Annotated in this window: 14 protein-coding genes and 1 riboswitch; of the genes, 6 read left to right on the forward strand and 8 right to left on the reverse strand. The window is 46.6% G+C overall.

Going from position 1 to position 17,768, the window contains the following annotated elements; translation table 11 throughout:
* Positions 1-16: 16 nt before the first annotated feature.
* Complete coding sequence (locus ACFTRD_RS29045) at positions 17-964, forward strand: aldo/keto reductase (RefSeq protein ID WP_379386057.1); 948 nt, start codon at positions 17-19, stop codon at positions 962-964.
* A 112-nt stretch (positions 965-1,076) separates the two neighbouring features.
* On the opposite strand, the gene ACFTRD_RS29050 is transcribed toward ACFTRD_RS29045, so the two are convergent.
* Entirely contained in the window at positions 1,077-2,096 is a 1,020-nt protein-coding gene (locus ACFTRD_RS29050) for a Gfo/Idh/MocA family protein (RefSeq protein ID WP_379386059.1), read from the reverse strand.
* A gap of 85 nt (positions 2,097-2,181) precedes the next feature.
* Positions 2,182-2,958, reverse strand: coding sequence for a sugar phosphate isomerase/epimerase family protein (locus ACFTRD_RS29055; RefSeq protein ID WP_192270979.1), 777 nt, complete (start codon positions 2,956-2,958; stop codon positions 2,182-2,184).
* 143 nt (positions 2,959-3,101) lie between these two features.
* On the opposite strand from ACFTRD_RS29055, the gene ACFTRD_RS29060 reads away from it, so the two are divergent.
* From ACFTRD_RS29060 to ACFTRD_RS29080, 5 genes are all read left to right on the forward strand, one after another.
* On the forward strand, positions 3,102-3,920 hold the full coding sequence (locus tag ACFTRD_RS29060) for a helix-turn-helix domain-containing protein (RefSeq protein ID WP_379386061.1): 819 nt from the start codon (positions 3,102-3,104) through the stop codon (positions 3,918-3,920).
* A 320-nt stretch (positions 3,921-4,240) separates the two neighbouring features.
* Positions 4,241-4,942 (forward strand): response regulator transcription factor, encoded by a 702-nt coding sequence (locus ACFTRD_RS29065; protein WP_379386063.1) that lies wholly within the window; start codon positions 4,241-4,243, stop codon positions 4,940-4,942.
* Positions 4,943-4,962: 20 nt separating this feature from the next.
* Positions 4,963-6,402 (forward strand): sensor histidine kinase, encoded by a 1,440-nt coding sequence (locus ACFTRD_RS29070; RefSeq protein ID WP_379386065.1) that lies wholly within the window; start codon positions 4,963-4,965, stop codon positions 6,400-6,402.
* 139 nt (positions 6,403-6,541) lie between these two features.
* Positions 6,542-7,300 (forward strand): ABC transporter ATP-binding protein, encoded by a 759-nt coding sequence (locus tag ACFTRD_RS29075; RefSeq protein ID WP_379386067.1) that lies wholly within the window; start codon positions 6,542-6,544, stop codon positions 7,298-7,300.
* A gap of 3 nt (positions 7,301-7,303) precedes the next feature.
* The gene (locus ACFTRD_RS29080; RefSeq protein WP_379386069.1) at positions 7,304-9,706 is read left to right on the forward strand and encodes an ABC transporter permease; all 2,403 of its coding nucleotides are present in this window, start codon (positions 7,304-7,306) and stop codon (positions 9,704-9,706) included.
* Between the two features lie 175 nt (positions 9,707-9,881).
* On the opposite strand, the gene mmuM is transcribed toward ACFTRD_RS29080, so the two are convergent.
* The 6 genes from mmuM to ACFTRD_RS29110 form a co-directional block, all read right to left on the reverse strand.
* Complete coding sequence (gene mmuM, locus ACFTRD_RS29085) at positions 9,882-10,907, reverse strand: homocysteine S-methyltransferase (RefSeq protein ID WP_379386072.1); 1,026 nt, start codon at positions 10,905-10,907, stop codon at positions 9,882-9,884.
* A complete protein-coding gene (gene mmuP, locus ACFTRD_RS29090; protein ID WP_379386074.1) occupies positions 10,885-12,297 on the reverse strand; it encodes an S-methylmethionine permease in 1,413 nt (470 codons plus the stop codon). Before mmuP ends, mmuM begins: the two co-directional genes overlap by 23 nt.
* A gap of 87 nt (positions 12,298-12,384) precedes the next feature.
* Positions 12,385-12,487, reverse strand: a riboswitch (SAM riboswitch).
* A gap of 96 nt (positions 12,488-12,583) precedes the next feature.
* A complete protein-coding gene (locus ACFTRD_RS29095; RefSeq protein ID WP_379386141.1) occupies positions 12,584-13,777 on the reverse strand; it encodes a Ger(x)C family spore germination protein in 1,194 nt (397 codons plus the stop codon).
* Positions 13,778-13,782: 5 nt separating this feature from the next.
* The gene (locus ACFTRD_RS29100) at positions 13,783-14,880 is read right to left on the reverse strand and encodes a spore germination protein (protein ID WP_379386076.1); all 1,098 of its coding nucleotides are present in this window, start codon (positions 14,878-14,880) and stop codon (positions 13,783-13,785) included.
* Positions 14,881-14,907: 27 nt separating this feature from the next.
* A complete protein-coding gene (locus tag ACFTRD_RS29105) occupies positions 14,908-16,602 on the reverse strand; it encodes a spore germination protein (protein ID WP_379386078.1) in 1,695 nt (564 codons plus the stop codon).
* A gap of 146 nt (positions 16,603-16,748) precedes the next feature.
* Complete coding sequence (locus ACFTRD_RS29110) at positions 16,749-17,582, reverse strand: MurR/RpiR family transcriptional regulator (RefSeq protein ID WP_379386080.1); 834 nt, start codon at positions 17,580-17,582, stop codon at positions 16,749-16,751.
* Positions 17,583-17,768 lie beyond the last annotated feature (186 nt).

Below are 17,768 nucleotides of genomic sequence, written 5' to 3' on the forward strand. Positions count from 1 at the left end.
GAGGATGAACTAATTTATGGAATACATTGAGATTGCTGGTGCAGGCAAACCTATCTCCCGATTGATTAAAGGAACGGATTATTTCTACCATGATGCCTATGAGAAAGCAGCTACGAACATGGATGCCTTTCTTGCGATTGGCGGAAATACTGTTGACTCCGCGCATATTTATTGTGGCGGGCAAAGTGAAGAAGTGCTCGGACGTTATATGCAGGAACGCGGTAACCGCAACGAGATCGTTATTTTGACCAAAGGGGCGCATCATGACCAAAACGGACCCCGTGTTAATGCTGATGCCATCCGCAGTGACTTACTGACAAGTCTGGAGCGCCTTCAGACAGAACATGTTGAGCTGTATGCCCTGCATCGGGATGATCCAAACATCCCTGTTGGTGTTATTCTTGAAGCCCTGAACGAACATATTGAATCCGGTAAAATCGGCGCGATTGGCGCTTCGAACTGGACTTGGCAAAGACTGGAGGAAGCGAATGCATATGCAGCTGCTAACGGCCTGAAAGGTTTTACATTCAGCAGTCCGAATCTCAGTCTTGCCAAAGCAAATGAACCATTCTGGGCTGGCTGTGTATCAGCAGATGCCGAAACGCTCGCATGGCATCAGCAGACCCAATTGCCATTGCTGTCCTGGTCATCCCAAGCTCGCGGCTTCTTTACCGGACGGTTCACACCTGAAGTACGGGACAATGAAGATCTGGTTCGTGTATTTTACAGTGATGGTAACTGGGAACGGTTGCACCGGGCTGAACAGCTGGCCGAGACGAAGAAGACTTCACCGATCCAGATTGCTCTCGCTTATGTATTGAATCAGCCGTTTCCAACCTGTGCGTTGATAGGTGCCCAGAATCAGGCAGAGCTGCTCTCCTGTGACGAAGGATCACGCATCACTCTATCTCCTGAAGAAGTGGCATGGCTGGATCTCGGCAGTGATGTGAAGCCTAGCGTCTAATACGGACCTCCACGCATTCATTCTTACTTAAAGTGTTAAGGGACTGACTATTCCGCGATAAGCGAAGTGGTCAGTCCCTTTATCTTATAAATTTAATTATTCATCATTCGGATTACAGCTTCACGATCTGACCTGTCTTCTCGGATTCAAATGCTGCCAAAATGACTTGCAGGGAACGCAGACCTTCCTCACCGGAAATGCTTGGAGGTGTTTGCGTTACAATCGATTCCACAAAAGCGTCAATAACGCCGCTCGGTACTTGCTTCTCGTTAGTTGCCATCGCGCCAACTTTGTATGTTTCCACCGTACCGTTAGTCAACTCAACGATAACCTCGTCGCCTTCTACCGTTCCGATCTTCATCACACCATTCTCACACCACAGAACCGTACTGTTATCTCCTGCTCTGTATTGTGTCCAGCTCGCTACCAGTGTACCGATCGCACCGCTCTTCATGCGCAGCAGGCAAGTCGCGTTATCGTCCACCTTCGTGTTTTCTTTATGCAATGTGCTGATGAAACCAGCAACTTCGGACACTTCATCATCCAGCAAATAACGGATAAAGTCCGACTTGTGCACGCCCAGGTCTCCCATGGCTCCCATAATCGCTTCTTCTTTGCGGAAGAACCAGCTCTCTGCTCCGTCTACGCTCCAGCCTTCCGGACCCGGATGGCCAAAGGAAGTACGGAAATTCAGGACTTTGCCGAGTTTGCCGGAGTCAAGAATTTCTTTGGCTTTCACGTGTGGAGGCATCAAACGCTGGTTGTGTCCAACCATCAGATAGACGCCGTTTTTCTTGGCAGCTTCGATCATTTGCTCGCCTTCTTCGGTAGATACTGCCATTGGCTTTTCCACCAACACGTGCTTGCCTGCATTAGCAGCAGCAATTGACATCGAAGCATGCAGGTAGTTCGGCGTACAAACGCTGACTGCATCCACCTCTTCGCTCGCAAGCAATTCTTCGTAGCTGGAATAAGCCTTACCACCGTAAGTTTCAGCCATCTTCTCCGCACGCTCCACGATCGGATCGGCAAAAGCCACAAGTTCTACGTTCTCATTAGCAGCATACTCTGGAATATGTCTGCGCTCGGCAATGGCTCCACAGCCGAATACAGCAACTTTAATTTTACTCATGTACAGATATCCCCTTTAATAAATAGATTTGCATTTTGCATAATTCGATTCTTATCGTTCATGGGAATTATGCAAAATGCTCAGATTAGAATTGGTTCAGGTAGTTCTCTTTCAACCAGTTATAGCTGTTGGCTACGCTTTCAAGCGGTGGATTCTGACATACGTCCTGTTCCACGATCAACCACTCTACACCTGCATTTGTAGATGCTTCAATTACTGCTGGCAGATTAACCGAACCTTGTCCCAGTTCGAGTGTCTTCATCTGGCCTTGATCATCTTTGCTGAAGTCTTTCAAGTGAAGCAATGGCAGACGGCCTGCATATTTATTAATATATTCAATCGGATTTTGTCCAGCAAATTGTACCCAACATACGTCCATTTCCACTTGAACGGCTTCAGGTGTCGTTTGAGCAAACATCGCATCAAAGGCATTATCGTCGCCAACCTGACCGTGGAATTCGAAATCATGGTTATGATAACCGAAGATCAGACCTTGTTTGGTCGCTTCTGCACCATATTGTTGCAATTCGTTGAACAGTTTGGTCCAGCCTTCTGCATTCTCTGGGCGATCTTCAGGCATCAGGTAAGGGCAGATCATATATTGAGCCCCAATCGTTTTGAGGTAATCGATTTGTTTTTGCAGATCCTCACGCATGGCATGCAATGAGACGTGGCTGCTGAAACCTTTCAGCCCAAGCTCATCCAATAGCGCTTTCATTTCTTCGGCAGGAATATCACCATATCCGGCGAATTCGACACCTTCATAACCAAGCTCTGCTACTTTGCGCAACGTTCCACGGAAATCCGCTGCAGTTTCATCACGAAGCGTAAACAATTGCAAACCAATATTAAGTTTTTTCATAATAGATGCACCTCTGCTCTCAAATTTGCTTTCATTGCTCTATCTGGTATCATCCTAACGCAAAACAGGCTAGAATGAACATATACAATATCGTCAGAACATGAACTATCTGATCATTTTTTTAAATATGGAGGATACATCTTTTGGAAACCTCAGTACTGATCTGCGACTACTCGTATCACTACAAGGCGTTTAACCATAATATGAAGGGCGAGTTGCAGACTTATTTGTTCCGTCTGCAAACGGAGGGCTCTTGCAAGGTATATGTACAGGATGAAGAATTCAAAATGACTGGCGGGGACCTGCTGCTGTTAAAGCCGGGAGACGATTATCATCTCGTGGTCGAAGAACCTCACAAGGAGGGCAGATTGTCGAGCGGAGACTATTATGTGTTCTGTGAAGGGACATGGATTGAGAATTGGTGGAAACGGCAGCATCGGTCCACTGTAAGTCGCATCGGCCTGGATGACAAATTGATTAATCTGTGGCGTAATATGCTTCTGGAGAAACGGCGCGGGCCGCTGGAGGAAAATATAGAACTGAGTGACGCATTGCTGCGCGGTTTGTGCCTGTATATCGATCGGGCCATCAAGGAGAATATCCAGACGGATCGGTCGGTTTCCTCGACACTGAAGCTGAAACGATTCATTGAAGAGCATGCTACGGTTACCTTCAAGCTCGAAGAAGCGGCACGTTATGCAGGACTCAGTCTGTCCCGTGCGGTTCGTCTGTTCAAGGAGCATTATGGCAAAACGATGATCCAGTATGCGATTGAAATCCGCCTGAATGCTGCACTGGAGCGTATGAAATATAGCGATATGACGCTTGAGCATATTTCCGAAACTTGCGGCTTTGCAAGCTACTCTTATTTCCATCGGGTGTTCCGGGCACACTTCGGCGCATCTCCAGTAGAATATCTCAAATCCCAATCTCATCAATCTATTGACCTGGAGCATGTGTGAGATTCAATATAAGCCCCCTCACTCAGAAACAATAATACCCTTGTTAATGCGACAAAAAACTGTCAACTCGAACGAACAAACCATACACAAGTTCAATACAGTCAAGCAATAACAAGAAACGCCGCCTTGCGAGAGAATGTAGCTTGTACACTCTTTGGTACTGCGGCGTTTTTTAGTTCCATCCCTTCCTCAGTCCCATCTTTTTTTACCAAATTCACCCATGACTCTGCCATTATAAATCTGTACAATTGATATGGAATGCCTTTCTTGCAAATTCATCCAGGTAAATGGATTTCATTAATAGTATTGGAGCGATACATATGCAAGCTAATCCACGCAAAATTCTTATTATCGAAGATGAACACGATATTTCGCGCATTCTGCGAGACTACTTGGTGAAGAATCAGTATGAAGCAGCAATAGCCGTTAATGGTCAGGACGGGTTGCAGATGATGGACATGCTTCAACCGGATTATATCATTCTGGACATCATGCTTCCGGATATGGACGGCATTGATGTATGCCGCGAAATTCGGAGACGAAATAACATCCCCATTCTCATTCTGAGCGCAAGGGGAAATGATACGGACAAAGTCCTCGGCCTGGGATTTGGCGCGGATGACTATATGACCAAACCTTTCTCTCTGAGCGAATTACTGGCCCGAATAAATGCTCATTTCAGACGTTATGACAGCGTGACAGCAGAACAAGAACACCCCCATCTATTGCGTCTAGGTAATCTCCAAATTGACAAGAAAGCCTATAGGGTTACCCTTGACGGAAATGAGGTTTCTCTCTCCGCCAAGGAATTTGAGCTGCTATTTCATCTGGCAAGCCACAAAAATCAGGTTTTTTCTAAATCCCAGTTGCTTGATGCGATCTGGGGATATGCAGCCTATGGAGATGAAAATACCGTTACCGTATACATACGCAGATTGAGAGAGAAAATCGAGGCAGACCCTTCCCATCCTTCTATCCTGAAGACGGTATGGGGAGTGGGCTACAAATTCAATCATGAATAATCAAGATTGGAGGAGGCAACATGTCACTGAACACCTGGTCCACACGATGGCTAAGAACTTCATTCATCCTCCTGCTTATTCTGATCGGATGCAGCCTGATGTTATTTCATGAACTGAGCACAAACAGGCAGTCGAGCGGATCCAATCCATCCATCCAGAAGGTACGCCTTATGATCAATCCCCTTCTGCTTGATCTGGAGCAGAACAATCAACATCTGCAGGATCCCGGAATTCGAGAACATCTGCTTAACATCGCCAAGGAGAATAGGATCGAACTATCCTACATCGGGTTGGATGGAGTTGTTTTACTGTCCTCCTCTCCTGCAACTGAAGGAAAACAAGTCAACTTGCGATCAGTCCTGCATTATGATCTGAACCACACCGTGAAAAATACAAACGGAGAAGATTCGCTTAATTTCGCCTTTCCCGTCATGGATGGTCCTGAAGGAAGGCAGATCGGCAATGCGGTCTTCACGGTTCCAACGTCTATGATTATTGTTCATGAAACGTTGACATCCCTTTATATTATTTTGGGTGTACTCTTGGTTAGCTCCCTGATCCTTGCTATTTTTCTCATATTCATGAAGCGCAAAATCAGAAAACGGATGCTGTCTCCCATTCATCAGTTGAAGGAACATACGGAATCTATTCTCAAAGGACAGTATGATAAGCAGATTCAGTATAACCGGACGGATGAGATGGGTGAACTGTACGCTATGCTGGATCTGATGCGATCCGAAATCATGCATTTGAGTGAGCAGCGGATTAGACAGGAAAAGGCAGAGAAAGAGCTGATTACGAATCTATCTCACGACATTAAAACTCCAATTACGACCATAAAAGCATACATAGAAGCCATTCTTGAAGGGTTGTGCTCGGATGAGGAGACATTGATGGAATATATGGAGATCATGCGTACCCATACGGACAAAACTGCCCGTCTTGTCGAGGACCTGCTTGTACATGCCCTGCAAGAACTGGGCCAGATATCGGTGGAGCCGCGTGAGGTCTATAGCCGTTCCGCCATTAATACGATGTTGAAACCCATCGGACATAGCGTACAAATGAACGGCCTGAAGTATAGGGAGCCGGAGCACATTCCCAATGTCCTTATCCGAATGGACCCCATACGAATTGAACAGGTTCTGTCCAACCTCGTCTCAAACGCCCTTAAGCATACTGCGCCGGGAGACACCATTCATATCAACACGGAACTGGAAAACGCGCTTTTCAAAGTTACCATTGTCGATTCGGGTCAGGGGATTCGAGTAGAGGACATGCCTTTTGTATTTGAACGTTATTTCAGAGGCCAGACTTCCCGCACAGACAATACTCTTGAAGGTACAGGCCTGGGTCTCTCCATCTGCAAAGGCATTATTGAAGCGCACGGAGGACATATCTCCTTTTCAAGCAAAGAGGGCCAGGGCACCCTGTTTCAGTTCACTCTCCCCATTAGCTGAGCATTGAAGTTAATTTCCAACCTTCTTTTCATCTCAATCCATTGCCCAAGGGCTGTAATACTTTATTCATAATTTGATAAGACTTCTTCAACATCCCTTCCTTAGAATGAACCTTATACTGGAATCGGGAGTGATCCGCTTGACCAAAACATCCATCATCCGTGTTCAAAACCTATGCAAGACGTACAATACAGGCAGTGAACAATATCATGCCATACGCAATGTCGATCTCGATATTTATGAAGGAGATTTTACGGTTATCATGGGTAATTCCGGCTCTGGCAAATCAACCTTGCTGTATTTGCTGAGCGGGCTGGATCATGTGACAGCTGGCGAAGTTTATTTTCACAACCAGCGAATTGATGCCTACAGCGAACATGAAATGTCTCAATTCCGTATTCACAGGATCGGCTATATTTATCAGAGCATCAATCTGGTGCCGGATCTCTCGATCAAAGAGAACATTGCTTTGCCGGGATATATTGCTGGAGGCAAAAAAACTGAGGTAACAGCAAGGGCCGCACAACTGATGGCTGCCATGGATATTGACGGACAAAGCAAACGCCTTCCATCTCAAACATCGGGGGGCCAGCAGCAACGAGCGGCTATTGCACGCGCACTGATCAATTCACCGGACATCATCTTTGCCGATGAGCCTACAGGAAGCTTGAACTACGAACATGGTAAAGCCGTATTGGATATTCTGACGAATATCAATCGGAAAGGGCAATCCGTTGTTATGGTAACACATGATATCAAGGCAGCCTGTCGGGCGGATCGTCTTATTTTCATCCGGGACGGCAAAGTTGACGGTGTTCTGGAGTTTGAGAAATATAACGAACATCATATCCAGGATCGGGAATCAATGATCTTTGCTTTTGTATCAGGGAAGGAGTAACCGATGGCTGCCATGTTGAAACTTAGCCTGTCCTACCTGAGCAGAAGTAAAATACAAAATCTGTTGATTGCTCTGCTGATTCTACTCTCTGCACTCCTTGTATCCACAGCAGTCATCATTCTAGCCAACACAGACAATCAGTTTAAGGAAATGCATGAGCGCACCCATGGCTCGCATCAGATTCTGACGTTCGACAAAGGACTGAATGATCCCAAAGCCGTGTATGACTGGTGGGCTTCCCAAGACGGGGTCGAAGTGTCCACACTGCTGAGGTATCGTACACTATCAGGCATCGCTTTCAATGATCTCGATATCCCGAACCTGTACCTATACATGATGGATACACCTGGACTACCGTGGAAGGTAGATGAGCTTGTTTTTTCCAGTGGTTTGCAGAGCGCTGTGCCTGAACAAGGTTCGGTCTGGATTCCCACATCTATGGCGAATGCATACACGATCTCGGCAGGAGATACGATAGGCTTTAAGACCGGGTCCAGCACACTTGATCTGAAGGTATCCGGCATTGTGGTCGACATTCCATACGGAGCGCCCTTCACCAATACAGCACGAGTGTGGATGAATCCTGCTGATTATCAAGCTGATTTCCCTTCACTCGGAGGTAAAGATACTTACATGATGGGCATTCATTTTAATGATTACAGCATGAATTCTGACTACTGGGATCATTATGCCAGCGAGACAGGTGCTCCGTTTCTGGAAACCAAGATGGAGTTTGAGAGTATCGCCTCATTCTATCTGATCATTAGTCAGATCGTTGGATTCATCATGATTTTCCTTGGTGTCGTGATGATGATGATTGCCCTGATCACAATCGGATTCACTATCTCGGATGCCATACTTGCAAACTACCAAACCATAGGCATTCTCAAATCACTGGGACTCACCTCAAACAGAACCATAGGCACATATGTTATTCAATACTCGTTACTATCCGTGGTCGCCATTCTCCCAGGAATCGCACTGAGCGTGTTAGTATCGAAATTCATCATTAATATCTCCGTATCTTCCCTTCGGGTAGGCAGCAGTGATATTGCAATCAAAGGAATCAGTGCGGCCATTCTGGTCGGCGTCTCCCTGTTTGCCCTGGTAATATTATTCGTTGTACTCTATGCCAAAAAAGCACGCAGCATTCAACCGGTACAGGCAATCCGCTATGGAATGTCAGAGAGTGATCATACCCGCATGTCCAACCGAATCCACTCACCACTGGGTAACTGGATCGGTTTTGGGCGAATGCCCGTATTCGCGGTTATTGGCATCCGCAATCTAATCAAGAACAGTAAAAGTTCTATTCTGATGTTCCTGCTGACTACCGTGGCTTCTTCCGTGCTCGTCCTGGGGTATGTTTTGCTGACTAGCATTACCGGAATCTATCAGACAGCCGCCAAGTGGGGTTATGATAATGCCAATATTGCAGCTGTGGTTGTTAACAAAAGTACATTTCCTAAGGATGAATTTAAGCAGGGGCTAGCAGAAGATTCAAGGATTAGATATGTGGGCTGGCAAGGAAACATTACCGGAGTATTCAGTCCGGAATCTTCCTCAGAAATGCATGGTCAAACCATCAGTCTATATTTGAGTGTACTGGATGGAAGTTATCAGGAGCTTGGGTTTGAGAACCTGCGAGGAAATAATCCTCAGCAAGAGAATGAAATTGCCGTTGGTGTAAGTGTAGCCAAAACCTTAAATAAGGATCGGGGTGACCTCATAGATCTCTACATTCAAGGAGAAAAGCGCACATTCATCATAACTGGTATCTATCAGGCCATCGCCAACATGTCCGTATCAGGTCGAATTACCATGGATGCCGTGAGAACTGTGAACCCGGCATACGGTGATTTCGATGCCATTTTCATCAATGTGAATGACCCAACGCAAGCGAATACAGTTGCCAATGAATTGAATGAGCGATTTAAGTCTTCCGCTTCGGTGGTAACCCAAAAAACGCTGCTCGATTCGGTTTATGCAGAAGCCGCTGACATCCTGATCTATCCTATGAGTCTGATTGGGCTGTTGTTTATTCTGGCTACATTCATCATTATTTTCAGTACCTGCCGGATCAGTATCCGCAAAGAAAACAAAACCTATGGCATCTACAAATCCATAGGCATGACATCTCGTCGGATTCGATTATCGGTTGCCATGGGAGTGACAGTACTATCTGTCATTGGGGCAGTACTGGGAAGCGTGATAGGGGTATATGTGCTCCCCGTGTTACTGGAGATGATCCTCTCCGGATATGGTATCGTACAGCTTCCATTAATTTTGAATTGGGGTGGAATTATTCTGTTCGCCTGCTTAAGCATTGGCGCTGCAGCTCTTGGCTCTTGGTTCTCATCACGGGTTATTGGCGAAGCATCCCCTCGTATGCTGGTCATAGAATAACCTGGGCGAAAGAATAACAATACGAAAGAGTATCTGCTCTGTAGCCTGACTAATTATTTTCGATAGCCAAAAGAAATAAAACAGCTCTCCCGTCCCCCAATGCATGGGGACGAAAGGGCTGTTCATGTACCTTTTTTACATGCTGGTGGAAATCCACGCGCTTACGCAGCAGGTCTTACTTACGCCACTTCTTCGCCAGTTCACCAATCTGATGAGGTGTAGTCCGGCAGCAGCCGCCAATCAGCTTGGCACCCGCAGCAACCCACTGCTCCGATGCATCGCTCATGCTGCCGCATGACCCTTGACCGCTCCACGTTTTGGTCTCAGCGTCATAAATCTCCCCCGAGTTCGGATAGACAATGACAGGTTTGTCGCTTGCACGGCTCAGCACACCTACCGCTTCCGTCACCACTTCCATGGGAGCACAGTTCAGGCCAATCGCAGCAATCTGCGGCTCGGAGCCAAATTGTCGTGCACACTCTTCCAAGAGCGTCCCCTCACTGATCGTTTTGCCATCCTGTAATGAGAAAGACAGCCATGCATAAGCGTCAGGAAACTCTTTTAATAAAGCGACCAATACCTGTGCTTCCTGCAAGGATGGGATTGTCTCAAAAGCCAGAATATCCGCCCCTGCTTCCAGCAGTGCTGCGATCCGCGGACGATGAAAAGCGGTTAACTTCTCATCCGAGACACCATAATGACCAACATATTCTGAACCATCCGCCAGATAAGCACCATAAGGCCCGACGGATGCAGCAACAATTGGACGTGGACGAGCCGATGCCGCTTTCCCTATCGCAACTGCAGGTCGTTTCTCACCTTTTGACTCATTCCCAATTACATTCTCTGCGACTCCACCTTGGATTTCTTGCCACACGTCATCACGCGCCTGAGCCGCCAGCTCTACTGTCTTGCGAATCAGCTTCAGCGACTCCTGTTCTCCGATGCCCCTCTTGCCGAAGCCATCCACTGTTGCCTGATAACTGGATGTGATCGCGCAGTCCGCTCCTGCACGGAAGTAATCCGCATGCACCTGAACGATAACTTCCGGATTCTCCAGCAGGACACGTGCTGACCATAATGGATCATCCAGATCACACCCCTGCTGCTCAAGTTCGGTTGCCAGTGCCCCATCGAGAATCATAACCGGATGTTCCCGCAGGATCTGTTCCAACGGATTAATGCGTTTTGGTTGCGTCATGTTCTAGTCCTCTTTTCTTATTCACACGTTCTGTCAGATAATACGTTGCGTAACATAATACAATAAAAGGAATACCGCAGTACAACGCTATGCGCTGTGTCGGGTCAAAAGCAATGCCTATGCATGAAGCCAGACATAATATAAATGAAATAATCGGTACTGCCGGGTACAGCGGCGTCCGGTAGACCAGCTCCTCAACCGCATGCCCTTCCCGAAGATACTGTCTGCGAAACATATACTGCGAAGCACTGATGCTCATCCATACGGCAACAACGGCAAGGCCAGAGATGGAGACCAGCGTAATATACACGGTACCTGGTGCAATGATGCTCGAGAGCAAAGCCAAAGCGCCACCAACCATGCTGATCAGGAGGGCATTCAGCGGTACACCGCGTTTCGTCAATTTGGCAAACCATGGAGAGATCGTCTTTTTATCTGCCAGAGACCACAGCATCCGCGAAGAAGCATATAGGCCCGAGTTGGCAGCAGAGAGAATCGCCGTCAGAATAACAAAGTTCATAATATCTGCTGCATACGGAACACCAATTCGCTCCATTACAGCTACAAATGGACTTTCGAGAACACTAGCATCCGACATGGGTAATAGCGCAGAGAGAATAACAATGGTTCCGATAAAAAAGATAATTAAGCGCCATAACGTGGTATGGATCGCTTTCGGAATCGTCTTTTCCGGATTCTCCGTCTCCCCGGCAGCAATTCCGATTAATTCTGTGCCCGAGAACGCAAAGTTTACGGCAAGCATCGTCATCAGTATCGCAGAAGCGCCATTCGGGAACCAGCCTGACGCTGTAATATTGGATAGAAAAGGGGCGGTTTCCGAGTCTGCCATTGGAATAATACCGAACATGGCTGCCGCACCGAGAATAATAAAGACCAAAATCGTAAGTACTTTAACCGAAGAGAACCAGAATTCCGATTCTGCAAAAAATTTGACCGTCAGCGCGTTGAACAGGAAGATCATGAGCGCAAAGAGCGCACTCCAGATCCATACATTCACGGAAGGAAACCAGCGTTGCATCAGCAGTCCCGCTGCTGTAAATTCGGAACCGAGGGCAACCGTCCAGGTTAGCCAATACAACCAGGCTACAGTGTATCCTGTTGCCGGCCCAATGTATTTTGCCGCATAGCTATGAAATGCCCCAGTCTCCGGCATATGAACGGACAGTTCACCTAAACAAAGCATAACCAGATAAACGACAATCGCTCCTATCAGGTAAGACAGAATAGTCCCGATCGGCCCTGCCTGCTGAATGGTATAACCTGAGCTAAGAAATAAACCTGTACCAATAACTCCTCCAAGTGAGAGCATGACTACATGCCGTGCCTGCATTTTGCGCTGAAAATGCCCTGTATCTTTGTTGTTATCCATGCCTGCTCCCCTACTTCTTCATCCAGAACAACAAAAAGACCCACCCTTCCCGAAGAGTGCGCCATAACTGACAAATAAAGACAAACGCTCCTATCTATCAGGCTGTTCACCCGCTGGAATTAGCACAGTATCCTTCAGATCTGTTGCTGAGGCTTCTAAGGGCCAGTCCCTCCACCTCTCTGGATAAGAAAATGATTTTTTATAAATATAGCGATCTATCATGGTTGTGTCAACAATTAAATATCATCATCCATTTGTGGATAAAGGAATATCTCCACCCTCATCTTTAATCCGTCGATGATCCATAATCTGTGATTTTCATTTTCACATCATAGGTCACGGGAATCTGACTAAAGGTTTCATCCCAATTTTTTTTGACCTTTTTCCATACTTTCGGGTATTTGATCCGCAACTGCTCTCCAAATCCGGCCACTTCCACCCGATAGGTGTGCTGCATTTTGTTCATAACCTGCTGCATTTGTTCTTTGGCTGCACTAGCGAACTGAGCCTCCAATTCATCAATGTACTCTTCCGTCGCAGGAATTTCCGGAGAACTCCAATCTTCCATGAGTTGACCTTCTGATTCAACTTTTACATGAAAAGAAATGTCATCTCCGTGGACTTTTGGCACAATTTTGCTCTTAGTAGACTTGATTTCATAGACTATCGTATGTCCCTTTTTCGGTGCATACGATTTTAAGGCCCCTCCCTTAGCCTCCCCAGTGATCCAGGACAATCCTTGAAGGTCCACCTGATTTAAGGTGCCGATCCACTTTTTCGTTTTCCCTTTATAGACGCCTGCGCCTGAGAATTTATGCTCCCCATCAGCAGTAAGGACATTTTGCAGCAAAAAGCTTGATCCTGACTGCATTTTGCCATCAAGTTTCGCGAGGGATACAGGAGGAAGAATTTTATTGGTACGATATGCATTATTCACCAACCCCCTCAAATAAAAGACTGGGATTTCTCCCGGCTCCTTGGAGCTAAGGGCATCTAAAGCACGTCCTTTGCTTACCAAAACAAGGGAACTGGGTCGGATATCATTGTCCCGCAAAACAAAATCAAGCAGCTGCTCCATGCTGTATTTCTTCGACAACTCTTGGGAAACGACAATAACCTTTAAATGATGACCAATGAGCGGACGGTCTCTTCTTAGAGCAAACTGACGAAAGATCTGAAAAAGGGAATCTCCGGTCAACTGTTCATTCAAAAAGGTTTGTCCGCCGGAAGAACCACTGGAACTGCTTTGATTTTCCTGTTTTCCCCCAACTCGTGGGACAATCTGTACGGTAGCTGTAAATACGTTGTTTTTGGGATAATGACCTCCTTGTTTATTAATGTCCTGTTCTAATTTCGTTTCCTCAGCGACGTCCAGCCCCAGACCCACATAGACACTTAAATCCTCGATCTCTTTGCTGCTCCAGCAGCCTGAGACAAAAACCAGCAGCGCCGTTGACAAAAGGGTTAATTGCCTTCTGATCCTGCTCAATTGTACTTGCCTCCTTTCTTTCGGAACATGCTCAACAACAGAAGTAATAGCGGCAAAACACCAAACAAATAAATGGATGTATTCCCCAAAGCATCTCCGAGTTTGAACGTTTCGTCCACGTTCTGCGGAAGCATAGCAGTGATGTAACTGATCGGGAGCAGAATGATCAGAAAAGGCAGCATTTTTTTCTTGAACAATTGCGAACATCCAAGAGAAGCGCCATAATGCGTGATCGTAGACGTAGAGAAAATTTGCATAATCCAAATAACCAGCAGCAGGGATTCGAACCGTTCAAAGAACAACCCCTCGATCTCAAAGCTGCGCATCAAATCAAGGGTTGGCCACGTTCTTGTTTTCATGCCTTCAATAGATAAACTGCCCACAACCATAACTAATGTGATGAGGTAGATCACCATAGGGATAAGGATTCCCCAGACCATGGCTTTCTTGCCCTTCTCTGGATTTTTCATAAATGCCATCACCACAAACATGACTTCATAACCCGTATAGGCAAGCACCGAAGATTTCAGCCCTTTAAACACCGGCATGATCCCCTCTCCCAGCACAGGTCTCAAATTATTGATCTCAAACAGACTGCTGCTCAGAAAAATGGCCAGTACAAAAAGAATAAGCGTAATGGGTAAAATGATCTCATACAAACGCGCCATGGAGTTGATCCCTCCTGAGATCAAATAAAAGCCGATCCACATAAACACCATGACAATGGCCCACACCGGGGTTCCCTCCAATAAATATAACCGGGTGACTTCAGCCATCACCCTGATTTCAAAGGCAGAGATGACAAGGAAATACAGGATGATCGCAGCTCCCAAAATATAAGCAATCCACTTCCCTGTGATTTCCTCAGTGAATTGAAAAACGGTCTTCCCTGGGAATCTTCGGCACAAGGTCACCAGGATTATACCCAGCAGCATAGCCAACAGACCGGACAATATAATTGAAATCCACACATCAGGCGTTTTGACCGCCGTTACCGTAGTTCGGGGAAGTGTAAGTATTCCTGCACCGAGCATGTAATTGATGATAAAGACTGCGGCTTGAACTGTCGTCAGCTGGTCCTTTTTAGGATTCATGATCCACCTCCTGAATATCGGATATGCCTACTTTTTGCGATCAGGGTCTTTCGGATTCATCATGCCTGGGCGCTGCCTCATCATTCGTAAGGGTACCCGAATAAAGAAATCCTTCCAATCCGACAGGCTGAACGGCACAGCCGGGGTGACGTAAGGAACTCCAAAGCTTTTCAACCGAACCAGATGACTGCAGAGCAGCAAGAAAAACATAACTACCCCAAACAATCCATAGACAGCCGCACTGAACATTCCAAAAAAACGTAATATACGCAGTGTAATCCCCGCACTATATGAGGGGATTGAGAACGAAGAAATCGCAGTGACGGCCACAACTATAACCAGAAATGGACTGACCATTCCGGCCTTCACCGCGGCCTCCCCAATAATCAAACCGCCAACGATGCCCATCGCAGGTCCGATCGGCTTCGGAAGTCGAATTCCCGCTTCCCGCAAAATTTCAATGGAGACTTCCATAATCAGCGCCTCAATAATGGAGGGAAAAGGCACCCCCTGTCTGGTTTGAATAATGGTTAGAGCCAGCTTCGTTGGAATCAGACCCGGATGATAAGAGATAAAGGAGATATACAATGCAGGCGCGAACAGGGCAAGCATGGCCGCAAGGAAACGAAGCATACGCAGAAACGTCCCCGGAATCCAGCGCTCGTAATAGTCTTCGGGGGATTGAAGCAGCATGCTGAAGGTCGACGGTACAATTAATGCAAAGGGTGTTCCATCCAGTAAGATGGCTACGCGTCCTTCCAATAACCCGCTGATTACACGGTCGGGTCTCTCTGTATTCTGAACCTGTTGAAATGGGCTCAGTTCATCGTCTTCAATCAACTGTTCCACATAACCTGATTCCATCATCATATCCATGTCCAGGCTTTGGATTCTTTTCTCAACCTCAGTGACAAGATCGGAACTTGCAATATCTTGGATATACGCAATGACGAGATCCTTTTTGATCCGGGTACCAACCCGATGCTTGGTCATAAACAAAGCCTCGTTACCTCCGAATAGCCGTAGTATGCCGGTATTTTCACTCAGCCGTTCGGTGAAGCCGATTCTTGGCCCGCGAAGCAGTGCTTCAGATAGCGGCTCTTCCAGGCTGCGGGTTTTCCCCTTTGCTGATCCGACAAGGATAGCTCCTGGCATCCCGTCAATCAACAATACATTTTTGCCAATAAGAACTGCCCGTGCCGCTTGTTGCAACGTCTCCGCTTCCTGAACTTCACTAACAGGCAGCAGCTGACTGCTTATATAAGCTTTGAGTTCATTTGCATTTTCGGGGTGTTGAAATGTTTCCCGCTCTGTTTCGGGAATCCCCTCAGTCATAAGGGGTGTGAAGAGGTGCGTATCGATCAGATCATGATCTACCAATCCATCCACGTACATGACAGCCGCGGACGTATTGGTTCCCCTTATCGTAAACTCCCGTATATGTACGTCTGCATTTTGACCAAACGTTTCTTTTACACTAATCAGATCCGTAGCATACTTCCCGGTAAGCCTTATATTTGCGTAACTCCCTGTCTCTTCGCCCGTAGAAGGATTGGAGTCAGCATCCCGATTTTGTTGATCTTTATTCGAAAAGGTCCCTTTCTTTACGGATGAACGCAACCACTGGAATCCTTTCAAGAACAAGATTGGTATCAAAAATAATAAAAAGGCCTGTCCCCAAGTAGACCACTCCGGCATATAAGAGAATATTTTCTGCCACATCTGTCTCACCCCGTTATCTAGACTTTCCTGGTATCCCTGTGTATTGTTTCCCTACTTTCTCACAATAATTCCCGATTTTTGCACACCAAAAAAGCGGGGCCTATCGGCCACCGCTCCAAACATTCCTTCCGCCTAGCTATCCTGGATTAACCTCGCGGCAGCTTGTCGGCATAACGACTACGCAGATCAGCCAGCCGCTCCAGCTTGGACAGCGCATGTTCCTTCTGCATCAATCCCACTGCCAGCACCAGCTGCTCCATTAACAGGAGCGGAGTAACCATGGAATGAAATTCTCCAAGCTCACCTCTGCTGACGTAAAAAGATAACTCCGTCCCCAATCCATATAACAGGTCTTCCCGATCTGTTACAAGTACGGCTTTGCTGCCTGTATCTCTGGCATAATCCAGAATGACCTCTGCTTCAGGCAAGAGTCTTGTGAAACACATCAGCAGCACAACATCCTCCTGCTGCATGTGCATCAGCGATTCCAATAATTCATGACCACCTCCGGCGAGGTGGACGACCGTCAATCCGAATCGGGACAGCCGAAAGGACAGTAATTCCGCCACACCAGCGGAGGGTCCTGGAGCATATACGTATACTCTTCGTGCTTCTGCAAAGATGGTTGCTGCGTGCTCCAGATCCCCCTGCTTCATATGGGACAATGTCTCCTGCAAATGGCTGACCGAGGCCTCTAGTAATTGAACGGGAAGGCTTTCCGTATCCATGCGGGATATGGTTTTATTTAATTTTAGGGCAGGAGTGGTGTCTTCGGATGTACGAAGCTTGATTTTGAATGATTTGGCATTATCATATCCAACCGCACGCCAGAAACGGGATACGGTCGCAATACTGACCCCCAGCCTGTCAGCAATCTCCTGTTCTGTCATGAAGAGAATCTCTTCCGGATTACGTTCAACAAAATCAGCAATTTTTAGATGGCCGGGTGACAGCTGTTCCTTATGAGTAAACAAATTCATTCCGTATGCACTCCTTTTCTCGCTCTGCACTCAGTATATCAGTTGAACGAAGAGGAAGTCGTTTATGTATGTAATATTTTTTTCATTAAATTTATATTGTGTAATAAAAATTACATTCGATTTACAAATGTCCTCCTTCCCGTTAATACTCTGCCCCTAGACTGTGGCTATGATGATCACCAACTT

Source organism: Paenibacillus sp. NPDC056933, from assembly GCF_042674385.1.
Taxonomy (GTDB): Bacteria; Bacillota; Bacilli; order Paenibacillales; family Paenibacillaceae; genus Paenibacillus.